Here is a 25,098-nt window from a genome sequence, read left to right on the forward strand (position 1 = left end):
CCTCCGGGCGGGTCAGTGCTGTCCGGGTCGGTTCTTCTCGGGGCGGGGGCCTTCCGGCGAAGGCTTCCCGGCGACGTCGAAGGCCGCCTGGACCAGCGCGAGGTGGCTGAAGGCCTGGGGGAAGTTCCCGACCATGCGGCCGTGGCGGGCGTCGTACTCCTCCGAGAGCAGGCCGACGTCGTTGACCAGGCCCACGAGCCGGTCGAGGAGCGCCCTGGCGTCGTCGGTGCGGCCGGCGGCGGCGTAGGCCGAGACGAGCCAGAAGGAGCAGGCGACGAAGGGGTGCTCGGTGCCCTGGAGGCCGTCGACGCCGGACTCGGTGCGGTAGCGCAGCACCAGGCCGTCGCGCAGCAGGTCCTGCTCGATCGCCTCGATCGTCCCGAGCATCCGGGGGTCGTCGCCGTCGATGAAGCCGCTCAACGGCAGCACCAGCAGCGAGGCGTCGACCTCCGTCGTGTCGTAGTGCTGGGTGAAGGTGTTGCGGCCGGCGTCGTAGCCCTTGTCCAGCACCTCCGCGCGGACCGTGTCCCGCAGGCGGCGCCACTCCTCGACGTCGCCGGGGAGGTCGTACTCCTCCACGGCGCGCACCGCGCGGTCGAAGGCCGCCCAGACCATCGCCCGGGAGTGGGTGAAGTGGCGGGGCTCGCCGCGGATCTCCCAGAGCCCGTGGTCGGCGCGCTGCCAGTCCCTGGCGAGGTTCTCGACCAGGGTGCGCTGCAGGGCCCACGAGTTCTCGTCGAAGGCACCGAAGGCGTGGCGAGTGTGCTCGAGCGCCATCATCACCTCGCCGAGCACGTCGGACTGGCGCTGGTCGACCGCGCCGTTGCCGATCCGGACCGGCGCCGAGCCGGCGTACCCCGGCAGGTGGTCGAGGGTGCGCTCGGGCAGCCGCCGGGCACCGTCGACGGCGTACATGATCTGGAGGTCCTCGGGGTCGCCCGCCACGGTGCGGAGCAGCCAGGTCCGCCACAACCGGGCCTCCTCCGTGTAGCCGGCCCGGACCAGCGACGACAGGGTGAGGGCCGCGTCGCGCAGCCAGCAGTAGCGGTAGTCCCAGTTCCGCTCGCCACCGAAGTCCTCGGGCAGGGACGTCGTGGGCGCGGCGACGATGCCCCCGGTCGCCTCGTGGGTGAGCAGCCGCAGCGTCTGCAGGGAGCGGCGTACGACGTGCGGGTGCGGCACGTCGGCCGGGCACCGCTCGGCCCAGGCCTCGTCGGCCTTGATGGTGCTGCGGATCCGGTCGGTGAGGTCGCCGAGGTCCTCGAGGTCGATGTGGGACGGCACCCAGGTCGTGGAGAACAGCAGCTCGTCGCCCTCGTGCACGTCGAAGACGTCGTTGTGGCGGTGGTCGGTCGCGACCGGCAGCCGGGGGCCGCGCAGGATGAGCTTGTCGGGCCCGCCGATCGCGGTGATGACCTTCTCCCCGCAGATCGTCTCGCGGCGCACCCAGGGCCGGATCTCGCCGTAGTCGAGGCGGATCAGCCACTCGTGGCTCATCGTGACCGTCCCCTGGAGGCCGCGCACCCGCCGGACGACGTCGGCGCGGTTGTCCCCGCGAGGCATCAGGTCGACCAGCTCCACCACCCCGGTGGGCGTCGTGAACGTCGTCTCCAGCACCCCGGAGTTGCCGAGGTAGCGACGGCTCGACTCGTAGTCGCCCTCGGGGCACAGCTGCCAGTGCCCGTGCTCGTCGGTGCCCAGGAGGCCGGCCAGGCAGGCCGACGAGTCGAACCGGGGCAGGCAGAGCCAGTCGATGGAGCCGTTGCGGCCCACCAGGGCGGCGGTCCGCAGGTCGCCGATGAGCGCGTAGTCCTCGATGGGCAGGGCCATGGGGGGAGGTTAGCCACCCGACCCAGGGAGCAGCAGGACGAAGTGCGCGCCGGGCTCCGGCTGACCGTCCTGCTCGGCCAGCTCCAGGCGGCCGCCGGCGCGCTCGGCGAGGCTGCGGGCGATCGCCAGTCCGAGGCCGCTGCCGCCCGTGTGCCGGGAGCGGGACCGGTCACCGCGGTGGAACCGCTCGAAGATCAGTTCGCGCTCCTGCTCCGCGACGCCCGGCCCGTCGTCGCGCACGTCGAGCCTGCCGAGGCCGTCGTCGATGTCGACGCGGAGCTCCACCCGGGCATCGGCGTGGGCGACGGCGTTGTCGATCAGGTTGCGCACGATGCGTTGCACCTCGCCGCGGTTGGCGCGCACCGGGGCGGCGGACACGCGCGTGGTGTCGAGGACCAGGTCGCGCCCGACCCGCGCGCGGGCGGCCTCCTCGAGCACGACGTCCTCCAGGTCCATCGCGGTGGGCTCGGCGGCCGGCGCTCCGGCGTCGACCGAGGCGAGGACCAGCAGGTCCCCGACCAGCCGCTCCATCTCCGCCGTCGTGGCCAGGAGGTCGGTGCCGAGCGCCTCCACGTCCGTGGACGCCGGGCGGGCGAGCGCGACCTCGATCTGCGCTCGCTGGGAGGCCAACGGGCTCTGCAGGTCGTGCGAGACGTCCGCCACCAGCCCCCGCTGGCGGCGGGCCGACGCCTCGAGCCGGGCCAGCATCCCGTTCATGGTGACCGCGAGCCGGCCCACCTCGTCGTCGACGCCGGTGTCCGGCACCCGGCGGTCCAGCCGGTCCTCGGTGATCGAGTCGACCTCCAGCCGGATCCGGTCGACCCGGCGCAGTGCTCCACCCAGCACCAGCCAGGTGCCGAGGCCCAGCAGCACCACGACCACCGGCACGCCCACCAGCAGCGCCCGCCGCAGGGCAGCGGTGGCCTCGTGGACGGACTCGAGGCTGGTGCCGAGATAGACCGTGACCCGTCCCTGCGGGCTCGGCCCGGTGGCGGCCCACAGGCGGTAGGTCTCCGTCTCGGCGTCGTCGGGTGCGGCCACCGTCCGCACGGCCAGACCACTGCCGGGGTCGAAGCGGGCGATGGGCGGGCGGCCGCGGATGTTGGGGGAGGCGGCCAGGACCCGGCCGTCGGCCGTCACGACCTGCCCGACCCCGTTGTCGTCGAGGTTGGTCAGCGTCGCGGGGAGGTCGCCGTGCTGCGCGAGTCGCAGCAGGTCGTCGATCCGGCTCCCGGCGAGCTCGTCGGCGCCCGTGCGCAGCCGTGCGTCCAGGGTCAGCATCAGCGCCACCGAGCCCAGCAGCAGGGTCAGGCCGGTGATGGCCGTGGCCAGCAGGGTCGCCCGGGTGCGGAGGGTGAGCGCGGGCATCTCAGCCGCCGTCAGGGTCGAGCCGGTAGCCGACGAGGCGGACCGTCTGCAGGCACGCACGCCCGAACGGCTCGTCGATGCGCTGCCTGAGCTGGCGGACGTAGACCTCGACGATGTTGGGGTCGCCGTCGAAGGAGAAGTCCCAGACGTGGGACAGGATCGTCGCCTTCGAGACGACCTCGCCGGGGCGCCTCAGCAGGAACTCCAGCATCGAGAACTGCCGCGGGGTCAGCTCCACCGGGGTCTCGCCGCGCCACACCCGGTGGCCCGCCGGGTCCAGCCGGAGGTCACCGGCCGCCAGGACGGTGGGGCGCTCGCGTCCGCCGCGTCTGGTCAGCGCCCGCAGCCGGGCGACCAGGACCATGAACGAGAACGGCTTGGCGAGGAAGTCGTCGGCGCCCGAGTCCAGCGCGTGCGACTCCTGCCGTGGCCCGGACCGGGCGGTGAGCATCAGGATCGGCGTCCAGTCGCCGGCCTGGCGGCGCCGGGTGCACAGCTCGTCGCCCGAGATCCCCGGCAGCATCACGTCGAGCACCATCGCGTCGTACTCGTTCTCCTGCGCCAGCCACTCGCCCTCGGTGCCGTCCAGGGCGACGTCGACGGCGTACCCCTCATCCTCCAGGCCGCGCTTGAGCGCGGACGCTAGGTGCGTGTCGTCCTCGACGACCAGGAGCCGCATGTCCACAGGGTGGCACGGGTCCGCTGAGCGCCCGCTGAACTTTGAGCGGTCTAGCATCCCGGACATGACCGATCTGGACACCCGCGTGCACCTGCTGCTGCGTGCCGGCGGGCACACCGTCGCCACGGCGGAGTCGCTGACCGGTGGTCGTCTCGCGGTGCACCTCACCGACGTGCCCGGGGCCTCCGAGACCTACCGGGGCGGGATCGTGGCCTACGCGACCGAGGTCAAGTCGTCGGTCCTCCAGGTGCCTGCGGAGCTCATCGACGAGCACGGGGTGGTCTCGGCCGAGTGCGCGCAGGCGATGGCGACCGGGGCTCGGGCGCTGACCGGTGCGTCGTACGCCGTGAGCACGACCGGGGTCGCGGGGCCGGCCGAGCAGGAGGGCAAGGCCCCCGGCACGGTCTTCGTCGGGATCTCGGGTCCGGGCCTGCTCCGGGCCCTCGAGCTGGACCTGGCGGGGGAGCGTCGCGACATCCAGGAGCAGACCTGCGTGCACGCGCTCGAGGCCCTTGCCGCGATCCTCGTCTCGGAAGAAACGCCTCTCGGGTAGCGTTGCACCAGCAGTTCCGGTCACGGCCACCCGAAAGGAGACGCGCATGGTGCTGTTTCGTCGGCTTCTCGGCGACGTCCTCCGTGATCGGCGGATGCAGCGCGGCATGACGTTGCGCGAGGTCTCCGCCGAGGCCCGGGTGAGCCTGGGTTACATCTCCGAGATCGAGCGGGGGCAGAAGGAGGCATCCTCCGAGCTGCTCGCCTCGCTGTGCCTGGCCTTGGACGCGCCGCTCTCCGACGTGCTCCGCGAGGTGTCCGACGCCGTCGCCCTCGAGGAGGCCGCGGTGGCTGCCACTCCGATCACGGTCGGCACGCGTCAGCGCGCCGGCGAGGTCGTCGCCTCCGCCGCCTGATCCTCGGCTGTACCTGCGCCCTCCACCGGGCGCCCTTCAGCCCCTCGGCTGGCAGGACGGGCACCAGTACGTCGCGCGCTCGCGACCGGTGGGTCCCATCGTCTCCACCTCGATCGGTGTGCCGCAGCGTCGGCACGGGCTCCGGTCGCGCCGGTAGACCCACATCCGCTCGCGCTCGCGCAGGTCTCCGGTGGTGGACTGGACCGCTCGCTCCTTGTTGACGTCCAGCATCTGCCGGGCGCGGCACACCAGCCGGGTCAGGTCGGGCACGTCCCCGACGGGGGTCTGCGGGTGCACGCCACTGGTGAAGCACAGCTCGGCGGCGTACATGTTGCCGATGCCGGCCAGCCGGGTCTGGTCCAGCAGGGCCTCGCGCAGCGGGCGGTCCGGGTCCTCGGCCAGCCGGTGCAGCGCCTCCGCCTCGTCCCAGTCCGGGCCCAGGAGGTCCGGACCCAGGTGTCCGACCGCGTCGACCTCGCGGTCACGCGGGAGCAGCTCCACGATGCCCAGCGAGAAGCCCACCGCCTCGGCCCGCTCGGTCAACAGCACCACGCGTGCCTGGTGCGCCGGCCGACGCCACCGACCTCCCGGCTCGTAGACCCGCCAGGCGCCCTCCATCTTGAGGTGCGTGTGCAGGGTCCACTGCTGGTCCTCGTCGTCGATGCGGGTCAGCAGGTGCTTGCCGCGGGACACGGTGCCGGTCACCGTGGCACCGGACAGGTCCGCCGTCGCGTGCTGGGGCACCCGGAAGTCGCTGCGGACCAGCACCTGCCCGGACAGCCTGCGGTCCAGCAGCCGGGCCGCCCGGTAGACGGTGTCGCCCTCAGGCACCGCTCGACGTCCTCAGCCGCAGGCCCCGCGGGGTCGAGACGAACCCTGCCGACTGGAGCGCCTCGCGCAGGGGCGTCGCACCGGAGCCGAGGAGCTGCTCGCCGTCCGCCTTCTCCACCGTCATCCGCCCCAGGGAGCCGCGCCGTGCGGCCTCGGCGAGGGAAGCGGTGGCAGGAGTGAGCAGGTCGGGGTCGTCGGACCAGGTCAGCAGGGTGCGCCCACCCCGCTCGACGTAGAGCGTCAGCTCGCCGTCCACGAGCACCACGAGCGCACCGGCCTTGCGGCCGGGCCGGTGGCCGGAGCCCTCGGCGCCGGCCTTGCTGGTCGAGGCCGTCGAGACCGGCCAGGGCAGGGCCGCGCCGAACGGGTTGGCCGGATCGGTCGCGGCCAGGGCGACCGCGGTGGGCTTGGCCCCCTCGCCGCCGGACCCTGTCGAGACCTCGGAGAAGGTGCGGAGCCGGTCGATCGCGCCGGCGGTCCCGAACTGGGCGGCGCCCAGCCCGCTGACGAAGTAGCCGCGCCGGCACCGACCGGAGTCCTCGAAGGCCGAGAGGACCTTGTAGACCGCCGCGAACCCCCCGGGCACCCGCTCGCTCACGACCGCGCCCCGGATGACCACGCCGTGCCGGTCGAGCAGCCGCTCGGCGGCGGCGTGGGCACGCCGGGTCGGGTCGGCGTCGATCTCCGGCAGCAGCGCCCAGCGGCCGGCCGTCTCCGGGGGGCCGCTGCGGGCGGGCATCCGGGCGCGACCCCCAGTCGTGGCGGACATCCGGATCCGGGGCGGCGGGCGCCGACTGCGGTGGCTCGGCGTGCCCGACCGGGTGAGGGCGCGGAGGGGGGTGAGCGTGTCGTTGCTGATCCGCCCGGCCCAGACCAGCTCCCACAGCGCCGCCGACAGTGCGGTGTCGTCCGTGGAACCCACGCTGGTGGCCAGCTGGCGGAAGAACCAGGCGCCGCCGGGGGCCAGGGCGTCGAGCACCGCCTGCTGCAGCGTGGAGTGCTCGAAGGGTTGCGGCTCCGGCAGCGTCAGCGGGGCCTGGTCGGCGAGGTGCAGGGACACCCAGCCGTCGGCGCCGGGGAGCGCGGCGTGGCCGGCCCAGACCACCTCGCCGGAGGCGGTGAGCTCGTCGAGGTACGACGGCTCGTAGTCGCGCACGCGTGCGGCCAGGACCAGCGGCTCGAGCGCGGAGGCAGGAACCGGGCAACCCGCAAGCTGGTCGATCGCGGTCAGCACCCCGTCGATCCCGCGCAGCCCGCCGCGCCCGCCGGAGGCCGGGGTGATGTGCTGCCAGGCCGACAGGAAGCGGCTCAGCGCCGCCGGCTCGACCGGCTCGACCTCCTTGCGCAGCCGGGCCAGCGAGCGGCGTCGCAGCTTGCGCAGCACCTCGGCGTCGCACCACTCAGACCCGGATCCGGACGGCCGGAACTCGCCGTCCAGCACCCGCCCGTGGGCGGCCAGCCGCTGCAGGGTGTGCCGGACGACCGCGCCGCCCAGCCCGAGCCGGGCCGCCACCTGCTCGGTCGTGAACGGCCCATGGGTGCGGGCGAACCGGGAGACCAGGTCGGCCAACGGGTCCTCGACGGGCTCGATGAACGCGTCGGGCGTGCCGGGCGGGACGGGTACGCCGAGGCCGTCGCGCAGCCGGCCGACGTCCTCGATGCCGCACCAGCGCTCCTCGCCCCCCATCCGGACCACGGTGATCCGCCGGGAGTCGCGCAGCGCGGAGAGCCAGCCGACGGTGTCGGCACCGTCCACGGAGCGCGCCGAGATCTCGTCGGTGGTCAGCGGCCCCAGCATCCGCAGCAGGTCGGCGACGCCCTCGGCGTCGCGGGCCCGGCGCTCGGGGGCAAGTCGCTGGAGCTCGGCCTCGACCTCGGCCAGCACCTCGGGGTCGAGCAGCTCGCGCAGCTCGGCACGCCCGAGGAGCTCGGCCAGCAGGCCCTGGTCGAGCGAGAGGGCTGCCGCGCGGCGCTCGGCGATGGGGGAGTCGCCCTCGTACATGAACTGGGCGACGTAGCCGAACAGGAGGCTGCGGGCGAACGGCGACGGCGACGTGGTGGACACGTCGACGACCTGGAGCTCGCGCCGGTCCACGCGCTGCATCAGCGCCACCAGCGAGGGCAGGTCGTAGACGTCCTGCAGGCACTCGCGCACGGCCTCGAGGACGATCGGGAAGGACGGGTACTTGACCGCGACCTCGAGCAGGGCCGCCGACCGCTGCCGCTGCTGCCACAGGGGCGAGCGGCGTCCGGGGTCGCGCCGGGGGAGGAGCAGGGCGCGTGCAGCGCACTCGCGGAAGCGGGCGGCGAAGAGGGCCGAGCCGCCGACCTCCTGCGTCACGAGGTCCTCGATCTCCTCGGCGGCGAACACCACCACGTCACCGCCGGGGGGTTCGGCGTCGGTGTCGGGGATCCGGATGACGATGCCGTCGTCGGACGCCACCGCCTGCCCGTCGACGCCGTACCGCTCGCGCAGACGCGCGTTGATCGCCAGCGCCCACGGCGCATGGACGGGCGTGCCGAACGGGGAGTGCAGCACCAGCCGCCAGTCGCCGAGCTCGTCGCGGAACCGTTCGACCAGCAGCGTGCGGTCGCTGGGCAGCGCGTTGGTCGCCTCGACCTGCTCGCCCAGGTAGGTCACCAGGTTGGCGGCGGCCCACTCGTCGAGCCCACCCTCCTGCGCGCGCTCGATCGCACGGTCGCGGGGCAGCGAGCCGAGCTCGCGGGTGAACGCGCCGATGGCCGCACCCAGCTCGGCGGGTCGGCCGAGCGCGTCACCCTTCCAGAAGGGCAGCCGCCCCGGGATGCCCGGCGCCGGCGTCACCAGCACCCGGTCGTGGGTGATGTCCTCGATGCGCCAGCTTGTCGCACCGAGCGCGAAGATGTCGCCCACCCGGGACTCGTAGACCATCTCCTCGTCGAGCTCGCCGACGCGCCGTCCGGGCCCCTCGCCCCCCACGAGGAAGACACCGAAGAGGCCGCGGTCGGGGATGGTGCCGCCGCTGGTCACGGCCAGTCGTTGGGCGCCCGGCCGGCCGGTGAGGGTGCCGGTGACCCGGTCCCACACGATCCGGGGCCGCAGCTCGGCAAACTCGTCGGAGGGGTAGCGGCCGCTGAGCAGGTCGAGGGTGGCGTCGTACGCCGATCGCGGCAGCTGGGTGAACGGCGCGCTGCGCTTCACGAGCTCGAAGAGGTCGTCGGCCTGCCAGGCGTCGAGCGCGGTGGCGGCCACCACCTGCTGGGCGAGGACGTCGAGGGGGTTGGCGGGCACCCGCAGGGACTCGATGTCGCCGCTGCGCATCCGCTCGACCGCGACGGCGGTCTGGGCGAGGTCGCCCCGGTGCTTGGGGAACAGCACGCCGCGGGACACCTCGCCGACCTGGTGGCCGGCGCGGCCGACGCGCTGCAGGGCGCTGGCCACGCTCGGCGGTGACTCGATCTGGACGACCAGGTCGACGGCACCCATGTCGATGCCGAGCTCGAGGCTGCTGGTGGCCACCACGCACGGGAGCCGGCCGCGCTTGAGGTCGTCCTCGATCAGTGCCCGCTGCTCCTTCGACACCGAGCCGTGATGGGCCTTGGCGATGACCGTCTCCGCGCCGCTGCTGGCGCCCGACTGGGCCATCACCTGGGCGGGCGGCCCATCGGCCGTCTCGAGGGCCACACCGGCGCGCTCGGTGGCGATCTCGTTGAGGCGGGCCGTGAGTCGCTCGGCGAGGCGGCGGGAGTTGGCGAAGACGATGGTCGAGCGGTGGGCCTCGACGAGGTCGACGACCCGCTCCTCCACGTGCGGCCAGATCGACTGCGCGCGCTGGGGGTCCTCGGAGTCCTCGTCGTAGTCGTCGGGCGCCGTCATGTCCTCGACCGGGACGACGACGCGGAGGTCCCACTCCTTCTCCGACGGCGGGGCGACGATCTCGACCGGGGCGGTGCCGCCGAGGAAGCGGGCGACCTCCTCGAGCGGACGCACCGTCGCGCTGAGGCCGATGCGCTGCGCGGGCCGGGGCAGCAGCGAGTCGAGCCGTTCGAGGGAGACCCCGAGGTGGGCGCCACGCTTGGTGCCGGCGACCGCGTGCACCTCGTCGACGATCACCGTCTCCACGCCGCGCAGCGACTCGCGCGCCTGGGAGGTGAGCATGAGGAAGAGGGACTCCGGCGTCGTGATGAGGATGTCGGGCGGCGCCGTGGTGAGCTTGCGGCGCTCCGCGGCCGGGGTGTCGCCCGAGCGCAGGCCGACGGTGACACCGGGGACGCTGGTGCCGAGCCGCTCGGCGGTGTGGCGGATGCCGGCCAGCGGCGCCCGGAGGTTGCGCTCCACGTCGACCGCGAGGGCCTTGAGCGGCGAGACGTAGAGGACCCGGCAGCGGTGTGACCGGTCTTCCGGTGGCGGCGTGGTCATCAGCCGGTCGAGGGACCACAGGAACGCCGAGAGTGTCTTGCCGGACCCTGTCGGCGCGACCACGAGCGCGTGACGCCCGGCGCCGATCGCCTCCCACGCGCCGGCCTGGGCGGGGGTGGGCGCGGCGAACGCGGCACCGAACCAGGTGCGCGTCGGCTCACTGAACCTGTCGAGGACGTCGCTCACGCGAACATCCTTGCTCATGGCACCGACAGTCCGTCCCGAGCGATCCTCGGGGCTCGGTGTGGTGGCGGATCCCGGTGGGGGCGGGCGGCGTCGCCTCGCGGTGGGAGGACACTGCTGTGGCGCTGGGGATGCCCCGATTGGTCACCAACTGCACGCGCCGGGCCCGGAGATCTGCGGTTGGTGACCAATCCGCAACCAACTGCCGCCGACGAGTGGACGTGGTCGGCCCCGACTGCGGCTGCCCCGACTGCAGCTGCGCCGATTGGTCAGGAACTGCACGGTTCGGGCCCGGAAATCTGCGGTTGGTGACCAATCCGCAGCCCCCGGGTCAGCCCAGCAGGTGCCTCGCGAGATCGACGTGGAACTCGACCGAGAGCAGGAGGTCGTCGATGTGGACCCGCTCGTCGGCGTTGTGGAAGCCGGCGGTGAGCACCTCGGCGGAGGTGGAGCGGAACGGGCTGAAGCCGTACGCCGTGGGGGTGCCGGCCGCGCGGAGGTAGACCGAGTCGGTGAAGCCGGTGCTCAGCATCGGCAGCAGCGCCGCGTCGTCACCTCTCGCGGCGAGCACGGAGGAGATCGCGGTCATCAGGTCGGACTCCGGCGGCGAGGCGCTGCCGGCGATCAGCTGCTCGGGCCACTCCAGGTCGTAGGCCAGGTCGGAGCCGAGGCGGGTCCGGACCGCGGCCTCCACGTCGGCCTCGGTGGTGCCCGGGAGGATCCGGCAGTCCAGCTCCATCGATGCCCGCGCGGGCATCACGTTGCGCTTGGGCGAGCCCACGAGCAGCGTCGGGGCCATGGTCGTGCCCACCAGCGCGGGCAGCGAGTGCGCGAGCATCGGGTGCAGCGCTGCCGCCCGGGTGACGGCGGTGTCGAGGTCGGTGACCGGCTCGCCCAGGAGCACCTCGAGCGTGTGGTCCACGAGCGCCGACCGGACCGGCGCCGGCATGCCGCTGCCCACCCGGCGCAGCAGCTCGCCGAGCAGGGGTACGGCGTTGTCGCCGACGCTGGGCGTGGAGGCGTGGCCGGCCTCGCCGACGGCGACGACCCGCACCGGGTAGGTGCCCTTCTCGCCGATGCTGATCGTCTGCACGACGCGTCCGTCGGGCAGCGGCAGCCGCTCGCCGCCGCCCTCGTTGATCGCGAGGTCGGGGCGGATGTCGGGGCGTGCCTCGAGGAGCCAGCGCATCCCGACGTCGGCCATGCCGTCCTCCTCGTCGGCGACGGCGATCAGCCACAGGTCGCCGCGGGGCCGGAAGCCGGAGCGGGCCAGCTCCACCATGGCCACGGCGCGTGCGGCCACCTCGTTCTTCATGTCGATCGCACCGCGACCCCAGAGGAAGCCCCCCTCGTCGACGACCGCGTCGAACGGCGGGTGGGTCCAGTCGCGCGGGTCCGCCGGGACCACGTCGGTGTGCCCGACGAACGCCAGCGACGGCGCCCCACCCGTGCCGGGGATGCGCGCCACCAGGTTGGCGCGGTCGGGGTCGCGGGCCACCAGCTCGCAGTCGATGCCCGCACCGGCCAGGTAGTCGCGCAGGTACGACGCGGGGCCGGTCTCGTTGCCCGGCTTGCGCCCGAGCGCGGCCTCGGGTGCGTTGCTGGTGTCGAAGCGGACCAGTGCTCGGGTGACCTCGACGACCTCCTCGTGGAGCGGGTTCACGAGGCGGACCCTCCCACACCGAGCCGGTCGAGCACCCACGCCAGCACCTCGGCCTCGTAGGCCAGGTGCCCGAAGCGCCCCGAGGGGCCGACGTGCGCGCCGGCTCCGAGCTCGCAGCGGAAGACACACCGCGGGGACCACTCCGGGTCGGTGGCCCGCAGCGCCGCCACCCACTTGGCCGGCTCGTGAACCATCACCCGGGGATCGTGGACCGCGCCGGTGACCAGCAGGTCCGGGCGCCCACCCGCGGGCGGCAGGTTGTCGTAGGGGGAGTAGGCCAGCATCCAGTCGAAGTCCGCGCGCCGGCGAGGGTCCCCCCACTCGTCCCACTCGTTGACGGTCAGCGGGATCGAGGCGTCGAGCATCGTCGTCACCACGTCCACGAACGGCACCTCGGCCACCACCGCGCGCCACCGGTCGGGGCGCTGGCTGAGCACGGCGCCCTGGAGGAGCCCGCCGGCACTGAGCCCGCGCGTGGCCAGCCGATCTCCGTCGACGAGGCCCGCGAGCCCGTCGGCCACCGCGGCGTGGTCGCCGAACGTGTGCTGCTTGTGCTCGAGCCGCCCGTCGAGCCACCACCGCCGTCCGCCCTCGCCGCCACCCCGGACGTGCGCGTGCACGAAGACGACGCCGCGGTCCAGCAGGCTCGGCAGCGCCGGGTCCCACTCGGGCTCGAAGGTGTACTCATAGGCGCCGTAGCCGTACAGCAGCGCCGGCGCCGTACCGTCCAGCGGCGTGTCCCGGTGGCGCACGACGGTGGCCGGCACCGTCACCCCGTCGGGTGCCGGGAGGGCGTGCCGCTGGGTCACGTAGCGCGACGGGTCGTGCCCGGGTGCCTCCTGGCGGAGCACGTCGGCCACGTCACCGGTGGCCAGGTCGACGTCGGCCCAGACAGGTGGCTCGACGTGCGCGCGGTCGACGACCCGCACCGTCGTGGCGTCGTACGCCGTGTTGCGGGCCAGGTGGACGGCCCCACCGGGGAAGCGGCTGCGCACCACCGGCCCCGGGCCGGCGAGGTCGTCGGCCGGCACGACACGGAGCCGGTGCTCGAAGTCGGCGCGGTGGGACATCACCACGTGGCCCTCGAGCGCATCGACGCGCTCCAGCCGCTCCGCGGGGTCCTCGGCCCGGACCTCGTGCCAGCTGCCGTGGTCCTGCTCGTGCTCCAGGGGCACCGGGCAGGCGACGAGGCGGAACTCGACGGCGTCGTCGTTCGTCACGAGCAGCAGCCGTCCCGGGCCGTCCGCTTCCCGCTGGTGCTCGGCGCGGTAGACGACGCCGGGGCGGCGGCCCCCGGCCGAGCGGGGCGGGGACTCGGGGGCGTGGGCGTCGACGACCCAGGTCTCGCCGGTGTCGCGGCTCTCGGCGAGGATCAGCAGCACGTCGCCGCTGCGGGCGGACCGCAGCGTGAGCTCGAACCGCTCGTCCGGCTCGGCCAGCACCCGCACGTCCTGCGACGCCGGGGTCCCGAGCCGGTGGCGCCAGATCTCGTGCGGCCGGTAGGCCTCGTCGTGGACGGTGTAGAAGAACCACCGCGAGTCGGCGCTCCACCCCCCGCCGTAGTAGCTGCGGGGCACCACGTCGTCGAGGTCGGCGCCCGTGCGCAGGTCGCGGAAGCGCAACTCGAAGACCTCGTCGCCGGTGGTGTCGACGGAGTAGGCGAGCACGTCCTCGTCGGGGCTGACCAGGGTCACGCCGAGGTCCAGGTACCCGCTGTCGTCGGCCAGCGAGCCGATGTCGAGAACAACCTCCACTTCTACCGCAGGGTTACGGATTTCGTGGCCCGGCGCCCCAGATGACGTCGGAATCGGTCTCGAAACGGTCTCGTTACCGTTGATTTCCCTGACCAACTGACCGTAGTCACTTCCCGCGAGGTGCCGGTTGTAGTAGGAACACCTCGAACGCCGCCACGTTGGCGACACGTCGGTGGGTGGTACTCGGGACACCATCTCGGCCCGCAGGGTGGAGACGAGGGAGTGCAGATGCGCACAGGCAGAGTCGTAGTACCCCCGCTCGGCAGCCAGGTGCTCCGTCAGCTCTGGCGACGCGTGACCCATCCAGGCGTAGGGATCGGGGCGCGGCACGCCGTGCTCGCGATGCTCGAACGCCTCACGTCGCGCCTCAGGAGGACGGGTCACGGCAGTCAACGTACCCCCGCGCGGGCCCTGGCCGCGGCGGCGCTGGTCATCGCGTTCCTGACGCCCGGGATCGCCCTGACCGGGTCGTCGACGCCCGCGGCCGCGGCCGACAAGACGACCTTCACGGTGGGCTTCGTGAGCGAGGTCGACTCGTTCAACCCGTTCCTCGGCTTCCAGTCGGAGTCCTACGAGGCCTGGGCGCTCACCTACGACCTGATGATCAACTACTCGATGAAGGACATGTCCCCCGAGCCGGGCCTGGCGACGAAGTGGTCCACCTCGGACAACGGGCTGACCTGGACCTTCGACATCCGCAGCGGGGTGAAGTGGTCCGACGGACAGCCCCTGACCGCGCGCGACATCGCCTTCACCTACAACCGCGTCCTCAGCGGCCCGCCCTGGTCCACCAACTGGGCGTCCTACCTCAAGGGCGTGACGTCCGTGACCGCGCCGGACGCCACGCACGTGGTGCTGAAGCTGAACAAGCCCAACAGCGTCCTCCCGCTGCTCCCGATCCCGATCGTGCCCGAGCACATCTGGAAGAACGTCAGCGACTCAGAGGCCAAGTCCTACTCCGCCGAGCCCAAGAACGGCCAGCCGGTGGTGGGCTCGGGCCCGTTCCGCTTCGTCGAGGGGACCGCGGGCGGCTCGACGTACCGCTTCGAGAAGAACCCCGACTACTGGGGCGGCACCCCCCACATCGACGAGGTCGTCTTCCGGATCTACAAGAGCGCGGACCCGATGGTGCAGGCGCTGATCAAGGGCGAGATCGACTTCGCCGAGGACATCTCGCCCCTCCAGGTCAAGTCGCTGCAGGGCCAGCCGGGCATCACGGCCCACAACGGCAACGGGGTCCTGTTCGACGAGATCGCGTTCAACACCGGCTCCGTCGACACCAAGACCGGCAAGCCGATCGGGGACCCCAACCCCGCGGTGCTGGACCCGAAGTTCCGCCAGGCCCTCGGGTACGCGATCGACCACGACCAGCTCGTCCGGAAGGTCTACCAGGGTGCGGGACTCCCGGGGGACACGATCATCCCGCCCTCCTATCCCAACTGGAAGTGGAACCCGCCCCCGGACCAGGCGTTCAGCTTCGATCTGGAGAAGGCGGGGCAGCTGCTCGACGCGGCGGGCTACAAGAAGGGGTCGGACGGGCTGCGGACGATGCCGGACGGCTCCCCGATCGGCACCATCCGGCTCGCTGCGCGCAGCGACTCCTCCGCGGACACCTCGGTCAACACCATGGACTACTTCAAGGAGTGGCTCGCCGACCTCGGCATCAAGGCCGAGGTGGTGACCTACACCTCGGGCCGGCTCACCGAGGTGATCCTCGACGGCAACTTCGACGCCTTCCAGTGGGACTGGTACGTCGAGCCGGACCCGGACGGCATGCTGAACATCATGACCTGCGGGCAGCGCGGGGGCTCGTCGGACTCGTGGTACTGCAACAAGAAGTACGACGCCCTCTACGCCAAGCAGCACAGCGAGCAGGACCTCGCGAAGCGCGAGGCCGAGGTCAAGCAGATGCAGCAGATCCTCTACACGGACTCGCCGTACCTGGTCACCGTGTATCCCACCACCGGTGAGGCCGTGCGCAGCGACAAGTTCGCCTGCTTCCAGCCCCAGCCGGACCCCGGGGGCGTCTGGCTCGTCCAGTACGGCGCGCACAACTACATCAATGCCCGCCCGGCCGACCAGGCCGGCAACTGCGACGGTGTCGCCAGCGCCATCGGAGCCACCAAGGCGGCGGACAGCGGCGGAGCGAGCAGCGGCTTCTGGATCGGGGCAGGCATCGCCGTCGTCGTGCTCATCGCAGCCGGAGGTTTCGTCCTGATCCGCCGCCGCTCCACGGTCGGCGAGCGCGAATGACCCTGGCCACCAACCCGTCCGTCGCCGAGGCCGCCGAGGAGGTCGAGACCAGTCGGCGGCACCGCAGCTACGGCCGGTACGTCCTCGGCAAGGTGCTCGGTTCCCTGGCCAGCCTGGCGTTCGTCCTCGTGGTGAACTTCTTCCTGTTCCGGGTGCTGCCGGGTGACCCGGCACGCAACCTGTCGCGGGGGCGGTTCGTCAGCAAGGGGCAGTTGGCGGCGTTCAACAAGACCTACGGGCTCGACCAGTCGGTGCCCCAGCAGTTCCTGACCTACCTCAACAACACTCTTCACGGCGACCTGGGCATCTCGATCAAGTACCGCGTCCCGGTCTCGCAGCTCATCCTGGACCGGCTGTGGCCGACGCTGCTGCTGGTCGGCACCTCCACGATCCTGGCGGCGATCATCGGGGTCTGGCTCGGCATCCGGGGCGCGTGGAAGCGGGGAGGGGCGTTCGACAAGGCCTCCACCGGCACGTCTCTGACGCTCTACTCGATGCCGGAGTGGTGGCTGGGGCTGCTGCTGATCGCGGTCTTCGCTGTCGGCTGGGGCCCGATCCCCGGGATCTTCCCGACCGGCGGGTTGCACTCGGTCGACGCGCAACCGGGCACCCTGTCCGGGGTCCTCGACACCGCCTGGCACCTGACGCTGCCGGTCATCACGCTGACGCTTGCCTACCTCGCCGACTACTCGCTGATCATGCGCAGCTCGCTGCTCGACGAGCTCGGAGAGGACTACCTGACGACCGCCAGGGCCAAGGGGCTGCGTGACATCGTGGTGCGCAACCGGCACGCCGTGCCGAACGCGCTGCTGCCGACCACGACGGTGATCGCCCTGAGCATCGGCTTCGTGGTGTCCGGGGCGATCACCATCGAGACGGTGTTCTCGATCCCCGGCCTAGGACTGCTGGGGGTCGACGCGCTGGAGACCCCCGACTTCTGGGTGCTGCAGGGGACCTTCATGGTCGCCTCGGCCGGCGTCATCGCGGCCAACCTGGTGGCCAACCTGCTCTACGGCCTCCTCGACCCGCGGGTGCGCACGTGAGTGCCGTCGAGGGCGACGGCAGCACCGGCGTCCCCGCCACCCTCTCGGCGCGCCAGCTGGCTCGTCGGCGCCGCCGCGAGTCGTTCCTGCGGAGCTGGCGGATCTTCCGCCGCAACCGCTCGGGGATGCTCGGACTCGTCATCCTGGCCGTCTTCGCGTTCATCGCGCTGGCCGCGCCGCTGCTGGCCTCGTCGCAGGGGCTCGAGGTCACCCAGGCCACCGGCGGCGTGCTGGAGCCGCCGTCGTCGCAGTACTGGCTCGGCACCGACGACCAGGGACGCTCGGTGCTGACGCTGCTGATCTGGGGAGCCCGGATCTCGCTCTTCGTCGGGCTGGCCGCCACCGTGATCTCCATGGTTATCGGCACCCTGATCGGGTTGATCTCGGGCTTCTCGGGCGGCTGGGCCGGGGCAGTCCTCTTCCGGCTGACGGAGTGGTTCCTGGTCATCCCGTTCCTGCCGCTGGCGATCGTGCTGGCGACGGTGCTGGGCCGCTCCCTGTTCAACATCGTCCTGGTCATCGGGGTCACGTCGTGGCCCGGGACGGCCCTGCTGATCCGCAGCCAGACGCTGTCCATCAAGGAGCGCGCCTACATCGAGCGGGCTCGGGTGCTGGGCGCGGGACGCTGGCACCAGATGAGCCGGCACGTGCTGCCCAACGTGATGCCCATGGTCTTCGCCAACACCACGTTGACCGTCGCGATCGCGATCCTCGCCGAGACGACGCTGAGCTTCCTCGGCCTCGGCGACCCGACCCGGGTCTCGTGGGGCTCGATGCTCGACGACGCCTTCCAGGTCGGCGCGATCACCACCGGAGCGTGGTGGTTCATCGTCCCGCCCGGCGTGTGCGTGGTCCTGGTGGTGCTCGCGTTCACCCTCATCGGGCAGGCGCTCGAGGAGGTCCTCAACCCGCGGCTGAAGGGACGTTGATGTCCGACCTGCTCAGGATGCGCGACGTGTCGCTCACCTACCGGTCCGAGGGCGGCGACGTACCCGCGGTGCGCAACGTCGACCTCGACCTCGACCGCGGCGAGATCGTCGGGATCGCGGGGGAGTCGGGGTGCGGCAAGTCCACGCTCGCCAGCACCATCCTGCGCCTCCAGCCCCCGACCGCCCGGGTGACCGGCGAGGTTCTCTTCGAGGGCCAGGACGTGCTCACCATGAGTTGGGGCCACCTGCGGGCGCTGCGCTGGGCGGGGGCGTCGATGGTCTTCCAGGGGGCGCTGCACTCGCTCAACCCGGTCCAGCGGGTGGGGGACCAGATCGCCGAGCCGATCCACCTCCACGACCCGGAGACCTCGGACAAGCAGGCGCACCTCCGCGTCGGCGAGCTCCTCGAGCAGGTCGGGCTGCCAGCCGCGCGGGCGCGCGCCTACCCGCACCAGCTCTCCGGGGGCCAGAAGCAGCGGATCATGATCGCGATGGCGCTCGCGTGCCGGCCCCGGCTGATCGTGGCCGACGAGCCCACCACCGCGCTCGACGTGATGGTGCAGGCGCAGGTCCTGCACGTGCTCTCCGGCCTGGTGCACGAGCTGGGCGTGGGGATGCTGATGATCAGCCACGACCTGTCGGTGCTCGCCGACCTCTGCGACCGGATCGTGGTGATGTACGGCGGTCGCGTGGTCGAGCAGGGCCCGTCCAAGCTGGTCTTCGGGGAGGCCCTGCACCCCTATGCCGAGGCGCTGTCCGCGGCGTTCCCGCGGGTGGGGGACCCGGCTGCGCGCTACGCCCCGTCGGGGCTGCCCGGCGATCCGCCGGACCCGGCCGCGCTGCCCCCCGGCTGCTCCTTCGCGCCGCGCTGCCCGCGGGTGATCGACGACTGCACCCGCGCCGTGCCCGAGCTGCGGTCCTTCGGGGGCGACCGGCAGGCCTCCTGCATCCGGGTGGGGCAGCCGTGACGGGCCGGCTGCTCGAGGCGCGGAACGTCAGCGTCGAGTTCGTCACCCGCAGCGGTCACGTCGCCCGCGCGCTGGACGGCGTCAACCTGCAGGTCGGTGCAGGCGAGGTCGTCGCGCTGGTGGGGGAGTCCGGCTCCGGCAAGACCACGGTGGCCCGCACCATGCTCGGCCTCGAGCGGCCGGTCGCGGGGGAGGTGGCCTTCGACGGCGAGCCACTGGGCTACTCGGGTCGGCGGCTGCGTGAGCTGCGGCGCCGCGTGCAGATGGTGCTCCAGGACCCGGCCGGGGCCCTCAACCCGCGCCAGACCGTCTACGAGTCGGTGGCCGAGGGGATGCGCCTGCACGGCCTGGCGGCCAAGGACCCGGCAGGACGCACGGAGACCGAGATGGTCGCCGCCGCGATGGCCTCGGCCGGGCTGCGGCCCCCGGAGCGGCTCTTCCTGCGCTACCCCCACGAGCTGTCCGGTGGCCAGCGCCAACGGGTCCTGATCGCCGGCGCCCTCGCCCTGGGCCCGGAGCTGCTGATCGCCGACGAGCCGGTGTCCAGCCTGGATGCGTCGATCCGTGGCGAGATCCTGGCGCTGCTCCTCAAGCTGCGCGACGAGCTCGGGCTCGGGGTCCTCGTCGTGACCCACGACCTCGGCCTGGCCTGGAACATCGCGGACCGGATCGCGGTGATGTACCTCGGCCGCGTCGTCGAGGCCGGTCCGACCGAGGAGGTGCTCCAGGCGCCGCAGCACCCCTACACGCAGGCCCTGCTCTCGGTGGTGCCGGAGATCGAGGAGCTGCGGCCGGTCGTGCTGACCGGCGAGATCCCCGACCCGACCCGGATCCCCGGCGGGTGCCGCTTCCACCCGCGCTGCCCTGCGGTCGCCGACGGTTCGGCGGCCGCGGACGGTGTCGAGCGGTCCTGCCGCACACAACCGCTCGAGGTCCTCCCGGCCGACCCGCAGGGCCACCACACGGCCTGCCACCTCGCCGCGCTGCGGTCCTCGACCGGCCCGAGGACGGGGAGCATCGTGTGAGCCCGCTGCAGGCCGCCCTGCCGCGGGAGATGTACGTCGACCGCGAGGCGTGGCTGCGCGAGCGCGACCGGGTGCTGTACGGCGAGTGGTTCTGCGTGGGCCGCACCCGCGACCTCGGGCTGGTGGACGGTGGCCGGCTCGCCGTGGTCGACGTGGCGGGCGAGTCGGTGCTGGTGACCCGCGACGGGGACGGCGCCCTGCACGCGGCGTACAACGTCTGCCGGCACCGGGGCTCCCAGCTCGTCCCGACACCGCCCGGGGCACCGCCGAGCTGTACGGCGGCGGGGGCCCTGCGCTGCCCGTACCACTCGTGGACCTACTCGCTGGCCGGAGAGCTGCTCCGTGCCCCGCACACCGACCTCGAGGAAGACATCGACCCGGCGGACTTCTCCCTGCATCCCGTGGGCGTCGCCGAGTGGGCCGGCTTCGTGCTGGTGCACCTGACGCCCGCCTCGGCGGCCCCGGTGGCCGACGTGCTGGCGCGGGCCGCTGCCAACCTCGCCAACTACGCCATGGGCGACCTGGTCACCGGGCGCACCCTCACCTACGAGGTGGCCGCCAACTACAAGGTCGTCGCCGAGAACTACAACGAGTGCTACCACTGCGGCCCGGTCCACCCCGAGCTCACCCGGCTGGTCCCGGCCTTCGGGAGCGGCGGGTCGGGCCTGGCCTGGGAGGACGGCATCCCGCACCGCGAGGGCGCCTGGACCTTCACCACGACCGGCACCACCACGCGCGCGCCGCTGCCCGGGCTCAGCGAGGCCGAGCGGACCCGGCACAAGGGCGAGCTGGTCCACCCCAACCTGATGCTGTCCTGCTCGGCCGACCACGTCGCGGCGTTCGTGCTGCTGCCGCAGGACGTCGACCGCACCCGCATCGACTGCCACCTGCTCTTCGCGGCCGACGCCGTCGCCGACCCGGCCTTCGACCCCTCCGACGCCGCCGACCTGTGGGACCTCGTCAACAAGCAGGACTGGGCGATCTGCGAGTCCGTGCAGCGCGGCATGTCCTCGCGTGCCTACACCCACGGCTGGTTCGCGCCGATGGAGGACGACAGCGCGGACATCCGGCGGTGGCTGCTGCCGCGCCTGGCGGCCCCGGATCGGGACGACGGCTGACCCCCGTCATGGTCGAGCGCTGCGACTACGTGGTGATCGGGCTGGGTGCGCTGGGCAGCGCCGCGGCCCACGAGCTGGCGCGCCGAGGGCACTCCGTCGTCGGGCTCGAGCGCTTCGAGCTCGGCCACCACCGCGGCGCCAGCCACGACACCAGCCGGATCCTCCGGCACAGCTACCACACCCCGACTACGTCCGGCTCACGCAGGAGGCGTACCACGACTGGGCGCGGCTCGAGGCGGCCAGCGGGGAGTCGCTGGTGACCGTCGTCGGCGGGCTGGACCTCTTCCCGCCGGACCCGGCGATCCCGATGGACGACTACGTCACCAGCCTCGACGAGGTCGGCATCCCGTTCGAGCTGCTCACGGTGGACGCGATCGCGGACCGGTGGCCGCAGTTCCGCCTGCCGCCCGGGACCGTCGGGCTCTTCCAGGACCGTGGTGCGATCGTGCCTGCGGGCCGGGGCACCCGCGTGATGCAGCAGCTGGCCACTCGCCACGGTGCCGTCCTGCGCGACCGGTCCCCGGTGAGCGGGCTGCGTGACCTGGGCGCGGCCGGGGTCGAGGTCGAGGCCGGTGGCGCGACGTACCGGTGCCGGGGCGTCGTGCTGTGTGCCGACGCCTGGACCAACGACGTGCTGGCCGGGCTCGGCCAGACCGTCCCGCTGACCGTGACGCTGGAGCAGGCGACCTACTTCGCACCCGAGGACCCGTCGCGCTTCGAGCCGCGCCGGCTGCCGCTGTGGATCTGGATGGACGAGCCGTCGTTCTACGGCTTCCCCTGCTACGGCGAGCCCACGATCAAGGCGGCGCAGGACTGCGGCGGCCCCGAGGCCGACCCCGACCACCGCACCGACGAGGTGGACCGGGCCCGGCTCGCGCTGCTGGCCGACCACCTGGCCACGACGCTGCCCGGCTCCGGCCGTCCGGTGCGGTCGCTGCGCTGCCACTACACCCTCACGCCCGACCGCGACTTCGTGCTCGACCGGGTCCCCGGTCACGAGTCGGTGGTCGTCGGGCTGGGCGCGGCCCACGGCTTCAAGTTCGCGCCCACCTTCGGACGGCTGCTCGCGGACCTCGCGACGGGGGACCGGGCCCACGAGCTGCCGGCCTTCCGGCTGGACCGGCCGGCGCTCACCGACCCCGCCTACGCGCCACACTGGTTGGTCTGAGGGCCGACGTGAGGAGGGATGGCATGACCGGAGACCTGGACCGCCTGCAGGAGGAGGTCCGCGCCCGCAACGGCACGGTCCCCGCCATGCTGCCCGCTGCGGCGTACACCTCCGACGAGGTGCTGGCCTGGGAGCGCCGGCACCTCTACGCCGGCACCTGGACCTGCCTCGGCCGGCTCGAAGAGCTGCTTCCCGACGACCTCGAGGGCAGGCCGGCGACGCAGCGCGCGGTGATGGTCGGTGACGTCTCGGCGCTGCTGACCCGGGACCGTGACGGTGCCGGGGAGCGGCTGCGGATGTTCGCCAACACCTGCCGGCACCGGGCCCACGAGCTGCTGCCCGAGGACGACGCGTCCGCGCGGCACTCGGTGATCTGCCCCTACCACGCGTGGTCCTACGACCTGGCCGGCGACCTGGTGGCCGCGCCCGGCTACCGCGACGAGCCCGGCTTCGACTCCGCGGCGTACTCGCTGGTGGAGCTGCCCGTCGAGACCTGGCAGGGCTGGGTCTTCGGCCATGCCCTGCACCCGCTCGGCCACCCCGACGTGGTGCCGTTCGCCGACCACGTGGGCGAGCTCGAGGTCGTCCTGGCGCCGTACCGGCCGGCCGGGCTGCCGCTCGCCGCCCGGCACACCTACGAGATCGCCGCGAACTGGAAGATCGTCGCGGAGAACTACCACGAGTGCTACCACTGCCCGCTGATCCACCCCGAGCTGTGCCAGGTCACCCCGCCGACCTCCGGCGACAACTACGACCTGCCCGGCGCCTGGGTCGGCGGCTCGATGGTGCTGCGGGACGGCATGGCCACGATGTCGCTGACGGGGGAGTCGGACGGCCACCCGATCCCGGGGGTCTCGCCGACCGCGGTGGAGTACGTCCACCTGCTGCCGAACCTCCTCGTCTCCGCCCATCCCGACTACGTGATGACCCACCGGCTGGTGCCGCTGGCGCCCGACCGCACCTGGATCGAGTGCTCCTGGTACCTCCTGCCCGGCGCCGACGGCACGCTGCCGGACCCGACGTACGCGGTGGAGTTCTGGGACCTCACCAACCGCCAGGACTGGGCCGCCTGCGAGTCCGTCCAGCGCGGCCTGCAGAGCCCGCACTTCGCGCCGGGCCCGCTGTCGCCGAGCGAGGACGCGGTGGAGCGTTTCGTGGCCCTGGTGTCGCGGGCGTACGTCGGGCTGCCGCTGCACGTCGACCTGCGCACGGCCTGACGCGTACCCCAGACGGGTGGTGCCAAATGGCCCGTCCGGGCCGTCCTCGTACGGCGTTGACCCACCTAACGTGGGGTGATGACGACGAGGCACGGCTCGGAGAGCTTCTTCATCGAGGGCGAGGGCCTGGTGAACACCCAGGTCGGCGGGCGGCACGGAGACCAGCCCGATCCCATCACTGATCCCGGGGCGGCGCCGCCGTCGGCCCCCACACTGGCGGCCGATGCCGTGCCGCCGTTCCGCTTCAGCCGGGTCGGGCCGAAGGGCAAGCCGCTGCGACCGCTGCTGATCGCCAAGCTGGCCGAGGCGATGGTGGTCGGGGGCGGCGGGCACGGGCACGTGCCGGCGGGCTACACCTACTTCGGCCAGTTCGTCGACCACGACCTGACGATGGACCGCACGGACGTGGCGCTGGGTGAGGACGTCTCGGTGGTGGACCTGCTGCAGGCCCGCTCGCCCGCGCTGGACCTCGACTCGCTCTACGGCGCGGGGCCGGACGACAGCGAGTCGGCGGCCTTCTACGAGGCCGACGGGCTGCACCTGCGGACCGGTGACACGATCGCGATCGGCCCGGACAAGGCGAAGGTCGGGCACGACCTGCCCCGGGTGGGGACCGGCGCCGGCAAGGCAGCCAAGCGCAAGGCGCTCATCCCCGACCCTCGCAACGACGAGAACCTCATCGTCGCCCAGACGCACCTGGCGATGATCCACTTCCACAACCGGGTCGTCGACAAGCAGGCGATGTCGGTGCCGCCGGCGCAGCTCTTCCGCAAGGCCCGCAAGAGTGTGACGCTGCACTACCAGTGGCTGGTCCGGCACGACTACCTGCCGCGCATCGTCGAGCCGAGCGTGCTCGACGACGTCTTCACCAACGGCCGCCGGCTGGTGGCGCCCGGGGCCGCCGTCACCTCCATCCCGACGATGCCGGTCGAGTTCTCGGTGGCGGCGTTCCGGCTGGGGCACAGCATGGTGCGCGACGCCTACAACTGGAACCGTCGCTTCCCCGGCCCCAACGGGTTCCTCGACTACATGTTCCAGTTCTCCGGGCTCGGCGGTGACCTGGGCGGCGAGGTCCGGCTGCTGAGCAACTGGCTCGCGGACTGGCGCCGGATGTACGACTTCCCCGCCGGTGGGAGGCCGGCGCTCGCGGCCCCGGGCGACGACGTGAACCTCGCGATGCGGATCGACACCCGGCTGACCGACCCGCTCAAGAACCTGCCGCCGAGCACGTTCGGGGGGCCGGCCAACATCCCCGTCGACGACCACCGCCGCAACCTCGCCTTCCGCAACCTGACCCGCGGCGCGATGCTGAAGCTCGCCAGCGGTCAGCAGATGGTCGACAAGCTCGCGGCGGCCGGTGTGGCGGTCACCCCGCTGACCCGGTCGCAGGTCCTGAACGGCAACGGCGGGGCCGACCTCAGCGGCCTCAGCGCGTCGGAGAAGGACGCCGTGGCCGAGCGGACGCCGCTGTGGTTCTACGTGCTGCGCGAGGCCGAGCTGAACGGCGGGCGGCTCGACGGCGTCGGGGCCAGGATCGTCGCGGAGACCTTCCACCGGGCGATCGAGGGCAGCCGGTTCTCGATCCTGCGCCACCCGGAGTTCCACCCCACGCACGGCCGGGACGCGGCGACGTTCGAGATGACCGACCTGCTGTTCTTCGCGTTCGCCGGCAAGAAGACGGGGCTGAACCCGCTCGGCGGCCCGTGACCCGGCCCGTGACCCGGCCCGAGACCCGGCCCGTGAATGGGCCCCGTCCTAGGGT

18 protein-coding genes are annotated in these 25,098 nt (G+C 72.8%); 11 read left to right on the forward strand and 7 right to left on the reverse strand.

From position 1 onward, the window contains the following. Nucleotides 1-12 precede the first annotated feature (12 nt). The 3 genes from H0S67_RS10585 to H0S67_RS10595 are packed head-to-tail and all read right to left on the reverse strand — an operon-like array spanning nt 13 to nt 3,877. A complete protein-coding gene (locus H0S67_RS10585) occupies nt 13-1,830 on the reverse strand; it encodes a glycoside hydrolase family 15 protein (protein ID WP_180936538.1) in 1,818 nt (605 codons plus the stop codon). A 9-nt stretch (nt 1,831-1,839) separates the two neighbouring features. After that, nucleotides 1,840-3,198: a sensor histidine kinase gene (locus H0S67_RS10590; protein WP_180936539.1), complete on the reverse strand. Its 1,359-nt coding sequence runs from the start codon at nt 3,196-3,198 to the stop codon at nt 1,840-1,842. A gap of 1 nt (nt 3,199) precedes the next feature. Then, complete coding sequence (locus H0S67_RS10595; RefSeq protein ID WP_180936540.1) at nt 3,200-3,877, reverse strand: response regulator transcription factor; 678 nt, start codon at nt 3,875-3,877, stop codon at nt 3,200-3,202. A 64-nt stretch (nt 3,878-3,941) separates the two neighbouring features. On the opposite strand from H0S67_RS10595, the gene H0S67_RS10600 reads away from it, so the two are divergent. Together H0S67_RS10600 and H0S67_RS10605 are read left to right on the forward strand one after the other, a co-directional pair. Continuing rightward, complete coding sequence (locus tag H0S67_RS10600; protein WP_180936541.1) at nt 3,942-4,430, forward strand: CinA family protein; 489 nt, start codon at nt 3,942-3,944, stop codon at nt 4,428-4,430. A 46-nt stretch (nt 4,431-4,476) separates the two neighbouring features. Beyond that, the gene (locus H0S67_RS10605) at nt 4,477-4,785 is read left to right on the forward strand and encodes a helix-turn-helix domain-containing protein (RefSeq protein ID WP_180936542.1); all 309 of its coding nucleotides are present in this window, start codon (nt 4,477-4,479) and stop codon (nt 4,783-4,785) included. 36 nt (nt 4,786-4,821) lie between these two features. On the opposite strand, the gene H0S67_RS10610 is transcribed toward H0S67_RS10605, so the two are convergent. The 4 genes from H0S67_RS10610 to H0S67_RS10625 form a co-directional block, all read right to left on the reverse strand. Further along, nucleotides 4,822-5,616, reverse strand: a complete 795-nt coding sequence (locus tag H0S67_RS10610; protein ID WP_180936543.1) for an Fpg/Nei family DNA glycosylase — start codon at nt 5,614-5,616, stop codon at nt 4,822-4,824. Continuing rightward, a complete protein-coding gene (locus H0S67_RS10615) occupies nt 5,609-10,219 on the reverse strand; it encodes an ATP-dependent helicase (protein ID WP_180936544.1) in 4,611 nt (1,536 codons plus the stop codon). Before H0S67_RS10615 ends, H0S67_RS10610 begins: the two co-directional genes overlap by 8 nt. A gap of 310 nt (nt 10,220-10,529) precedes the next feature. Continuing rightward, nucleotides 10,530-11,861 (reverse strand): M20/M25/M40 family metallo-hydrolase, encoded by a 1,332-nt coding sequence (locus H0S67_RS10620; protein WP_180936545.1) that lies wholly within the window; start codon nt 11,859-11,861, stop codon nt 10,530-10,532. Further along, complete coding sequence (locus H0S67_RS10625; protein ID WP_246355284.1) at nt 11,858-13,945, reverse strand: prolyl oligopeptidase family serine peptidase; 2,088 nt, start codon at nt 13,943-13,945, stop codon at nt 11,858-11,860. Before H0S67_RS10625 ends, H0S67_RS10620 begins: the two co-directional genes overlap by 4 nt. On the opposite strand from H0S67_RS10625, the gene H0S67_RS10630 reads away from it, so the two are divergent. The 9 genes from H0S67_RS10630 (at nt 13,844) to H0S67_RS10670 (ending at nt 25,043) form a co-directional block, all read left to right on the forward strand. Continuing rightward, entirely contained in the window at nt 13,844-15,868 is a 2,025-nt protein-coding gene (locus tag H0S67_RS10630; RefSeq protein ID WP_246355285.1) for an ABC transporter substrate-binding protein, read from the forward strand. The two genes, H0S67_RS10625 and H0S67_RS10630, sit on opposite strands and share 102 nt — an antisense overlap. Continuing rightward, on the forward strand, nt 15,865-16,911 hold the full coding sequence (locus H0S67_RS10635) for an ABC transporter permease (RefSeq protein ID WP_180936548.1): 1,047 nt from the start codon (nt 15,865-15,867) through the stop codon (nt 16,909-16,911). The genes H0S67_RS10630 and H0S67_RS10635 overlap by 4 nt, the downstream gene beginning before the upstream one ends. Further along, the gene (locus tag H0S67_RS10640; RefSeq protein ID WP_219635630.1) at nt 16,908-17,840 is read left to right on the forward strand and encodes an ABC transporter permease; all 933 of its coding nucleotides are present in this window, start codon (nt 16,908-16,910) and stop codon (nt 17,838-17,840) included. Before H0S67_RS10635 ends, H0S67_RS10640 begins: the two co-directional genes overlap by 4 nt. Next, a complete protein-coding gene (locus tag H0S67_RS10645) occupies nt 17,840-18,808 on the forward strand; it encodes an ABC transporter ATP-binding protein (RefSeq protein ID WP_219635631.1) in 969 nt (322 codons plus the stop codon). The genes H0S67_RS10640 and H0S67_RS10645 overlap by 1 nt, the downstream gene beginning before the upstream one ends. After that, nucleotides 18,805-19,833 carry an ABC transporter ATP-binding protein gene (locus H0S67_RS10650; protein ID WP_246355286.1) on the forward strand — a complete coding sequence of 343 codons (1,029 nt, stop codon included), beginning with the start codon at nt 18,805-18,807 and terminating at the stop codon, nt 19,831-19,833. The genes H0S67_RS10645 and H0S67_RS10650 overlap by 4 nt, the downstream gene beginning before the upstream one ends. Further along, nucleotides 19,830-20,951, forward strand: a complete 1,122-nt coding sequence (locus H0S67_RS10655; RefSeq protein WP_219635632.1) for an aromatic ring-hydroxylating oxygenase subunit alpha — start codon at nt 19,830-19,832, stop codon at nt 20,949-20,951. Before H0S67_RS10650 ends, H0S67_RS10655 begins: the two co-directional genes overlap by 4 nt. Then, nucleotides 20,848-22,119: an FAD-dependent oxidoreductase gene (locus tag H0S67_RS10660; protein WP_180936549.1), complete on the forward strand. Its 1,272-nt coding sequence runs from the start codon at nt 20,848-20,850 to the stop codon at nt 22,117-22,119. Before H0S67_RS10655 ends, H0S67_RS10660 begins: the two co-directional genes overlap by 104 nt. Nucleotides 22,120-22,142: 23 nt before the next feature. Beyond that, nucleotides 22,143-23,336 (forward strand): aromatic ring-hydroxylating oxygenase subunit alpha, encoded by a 1,194-nt coding sequence (locus H0S67_RS10665; protein ID WP_180936550.1) that lies wholly within the window; start codon nt 22,143-22,145, stop codon nt 23,334-23,336. A 78-nt stretch (nt 23,337-23,414) separates the two neighbouring features. After that, complete coding sequence (locus H0S67_RS10670; RefSeq protein WP_180936551.1) at nt 23,415-25,043, forward strand: peroxidase family protein; 1,629 nt, start codon at nt 23,415-23,417, stop codon at nt 25,041-25,043. The last annotated feature ends 55 nt before the right edge of the window (nt 25,044-25,098 follow it).

It is taken from the genome of Nocardioides ungokensis, assembly GCF_013466985.1.
Classification (GTDB): domain Bacteria; phylum Actinomycetota; class Actinomycetes; order Propionibacteriales; family Nocardioidaceae; genus Nocardioides; species Nocardioides ungokensis.

Excerpts from the sequence above, each read along its gene's own strand:
- H0S67_RS10600 (WP_180936541.1), top strand. The coding sequence starts at position 3,942 with ATGACCGATCTGGACACCCGCGTGCACCTGCTGCTGCGTGCCGGCGGG.
- H0S67_RS10585 (WP_180936538.1), bottom strand. The coding sequence starts at position 1,830 with ATGGCCCTGCCCATCGAGGACTACGCGCTCATCGGCGACCTGCGGACC.
- H0S67_RS10630 (WP_246355285.1), top strand. The coding sequence starts at position 13,844 with ATGCGCACAGGCAGAGTCGTAGTACCCCCGCTCGGCAGCCAGGTGCTC.
- H0S67_RS10670 (WP_180936551.1), top strand. The coding sequence starts at position 23,415 with ATGACGACGAGGCACGGCTCGGAGAGCTTCTTCATCGAGGGCGAGGGC.
- H0S67_RS10635 (WP_180936548.1), top strand. The coding sequence starts at position 15,865 with ATGACCCTGGCCACCAACCCGTCCGTCGCCGAGGCCGCCGAGGAGGTC.
- H0S67_RS10645 (WP_219635631.1), top strand. The coding sequence starts at position 17,840 with ATGTCCGACCTGCTCAGGATGCGCGACGTGTCGCTCACCTACCGGTCC.
- H0S67_RS10605 (WP_180936542.1), top strand. The coding sequence starts at position 4,477 with ATGGTGCTGTTTCGTCGGCTTCTCGGCGACGTCCTCCGTGATCGGCGG.
- H0S67_RS10665 (WP_180936550.1), top strand. The coding sequence starts at position 22,143 with ATGACCGGAGACCTGGACCGCCTGCAGGAGGAGGTCCGCGCCCGCAAC.
- H0S67_RS10615 (WP_180936544.1), bottom strand. The coding sequence starts at position 10,219 with ATGAGCAAGGATGTTCGCGTGAGCGACGTCCTCGACAGGTTCAGTGAG.
- H0S67_RS10590 (WP_180936539.1), bottom strand. The coding sequence starts at position 3,198 with ATGCCCGCGCTCACCCTCCGCACCCGGGCGACCCTGCTGGCCACGGCC.
- H0S67_RS10595 (WP_180936540.1), bottom strand. The coding sequence starts at position 3,877 with ATGCGGCTCCTGGTCGTCGAGGACGACACGCACCTAGCGTCCGCGCTC.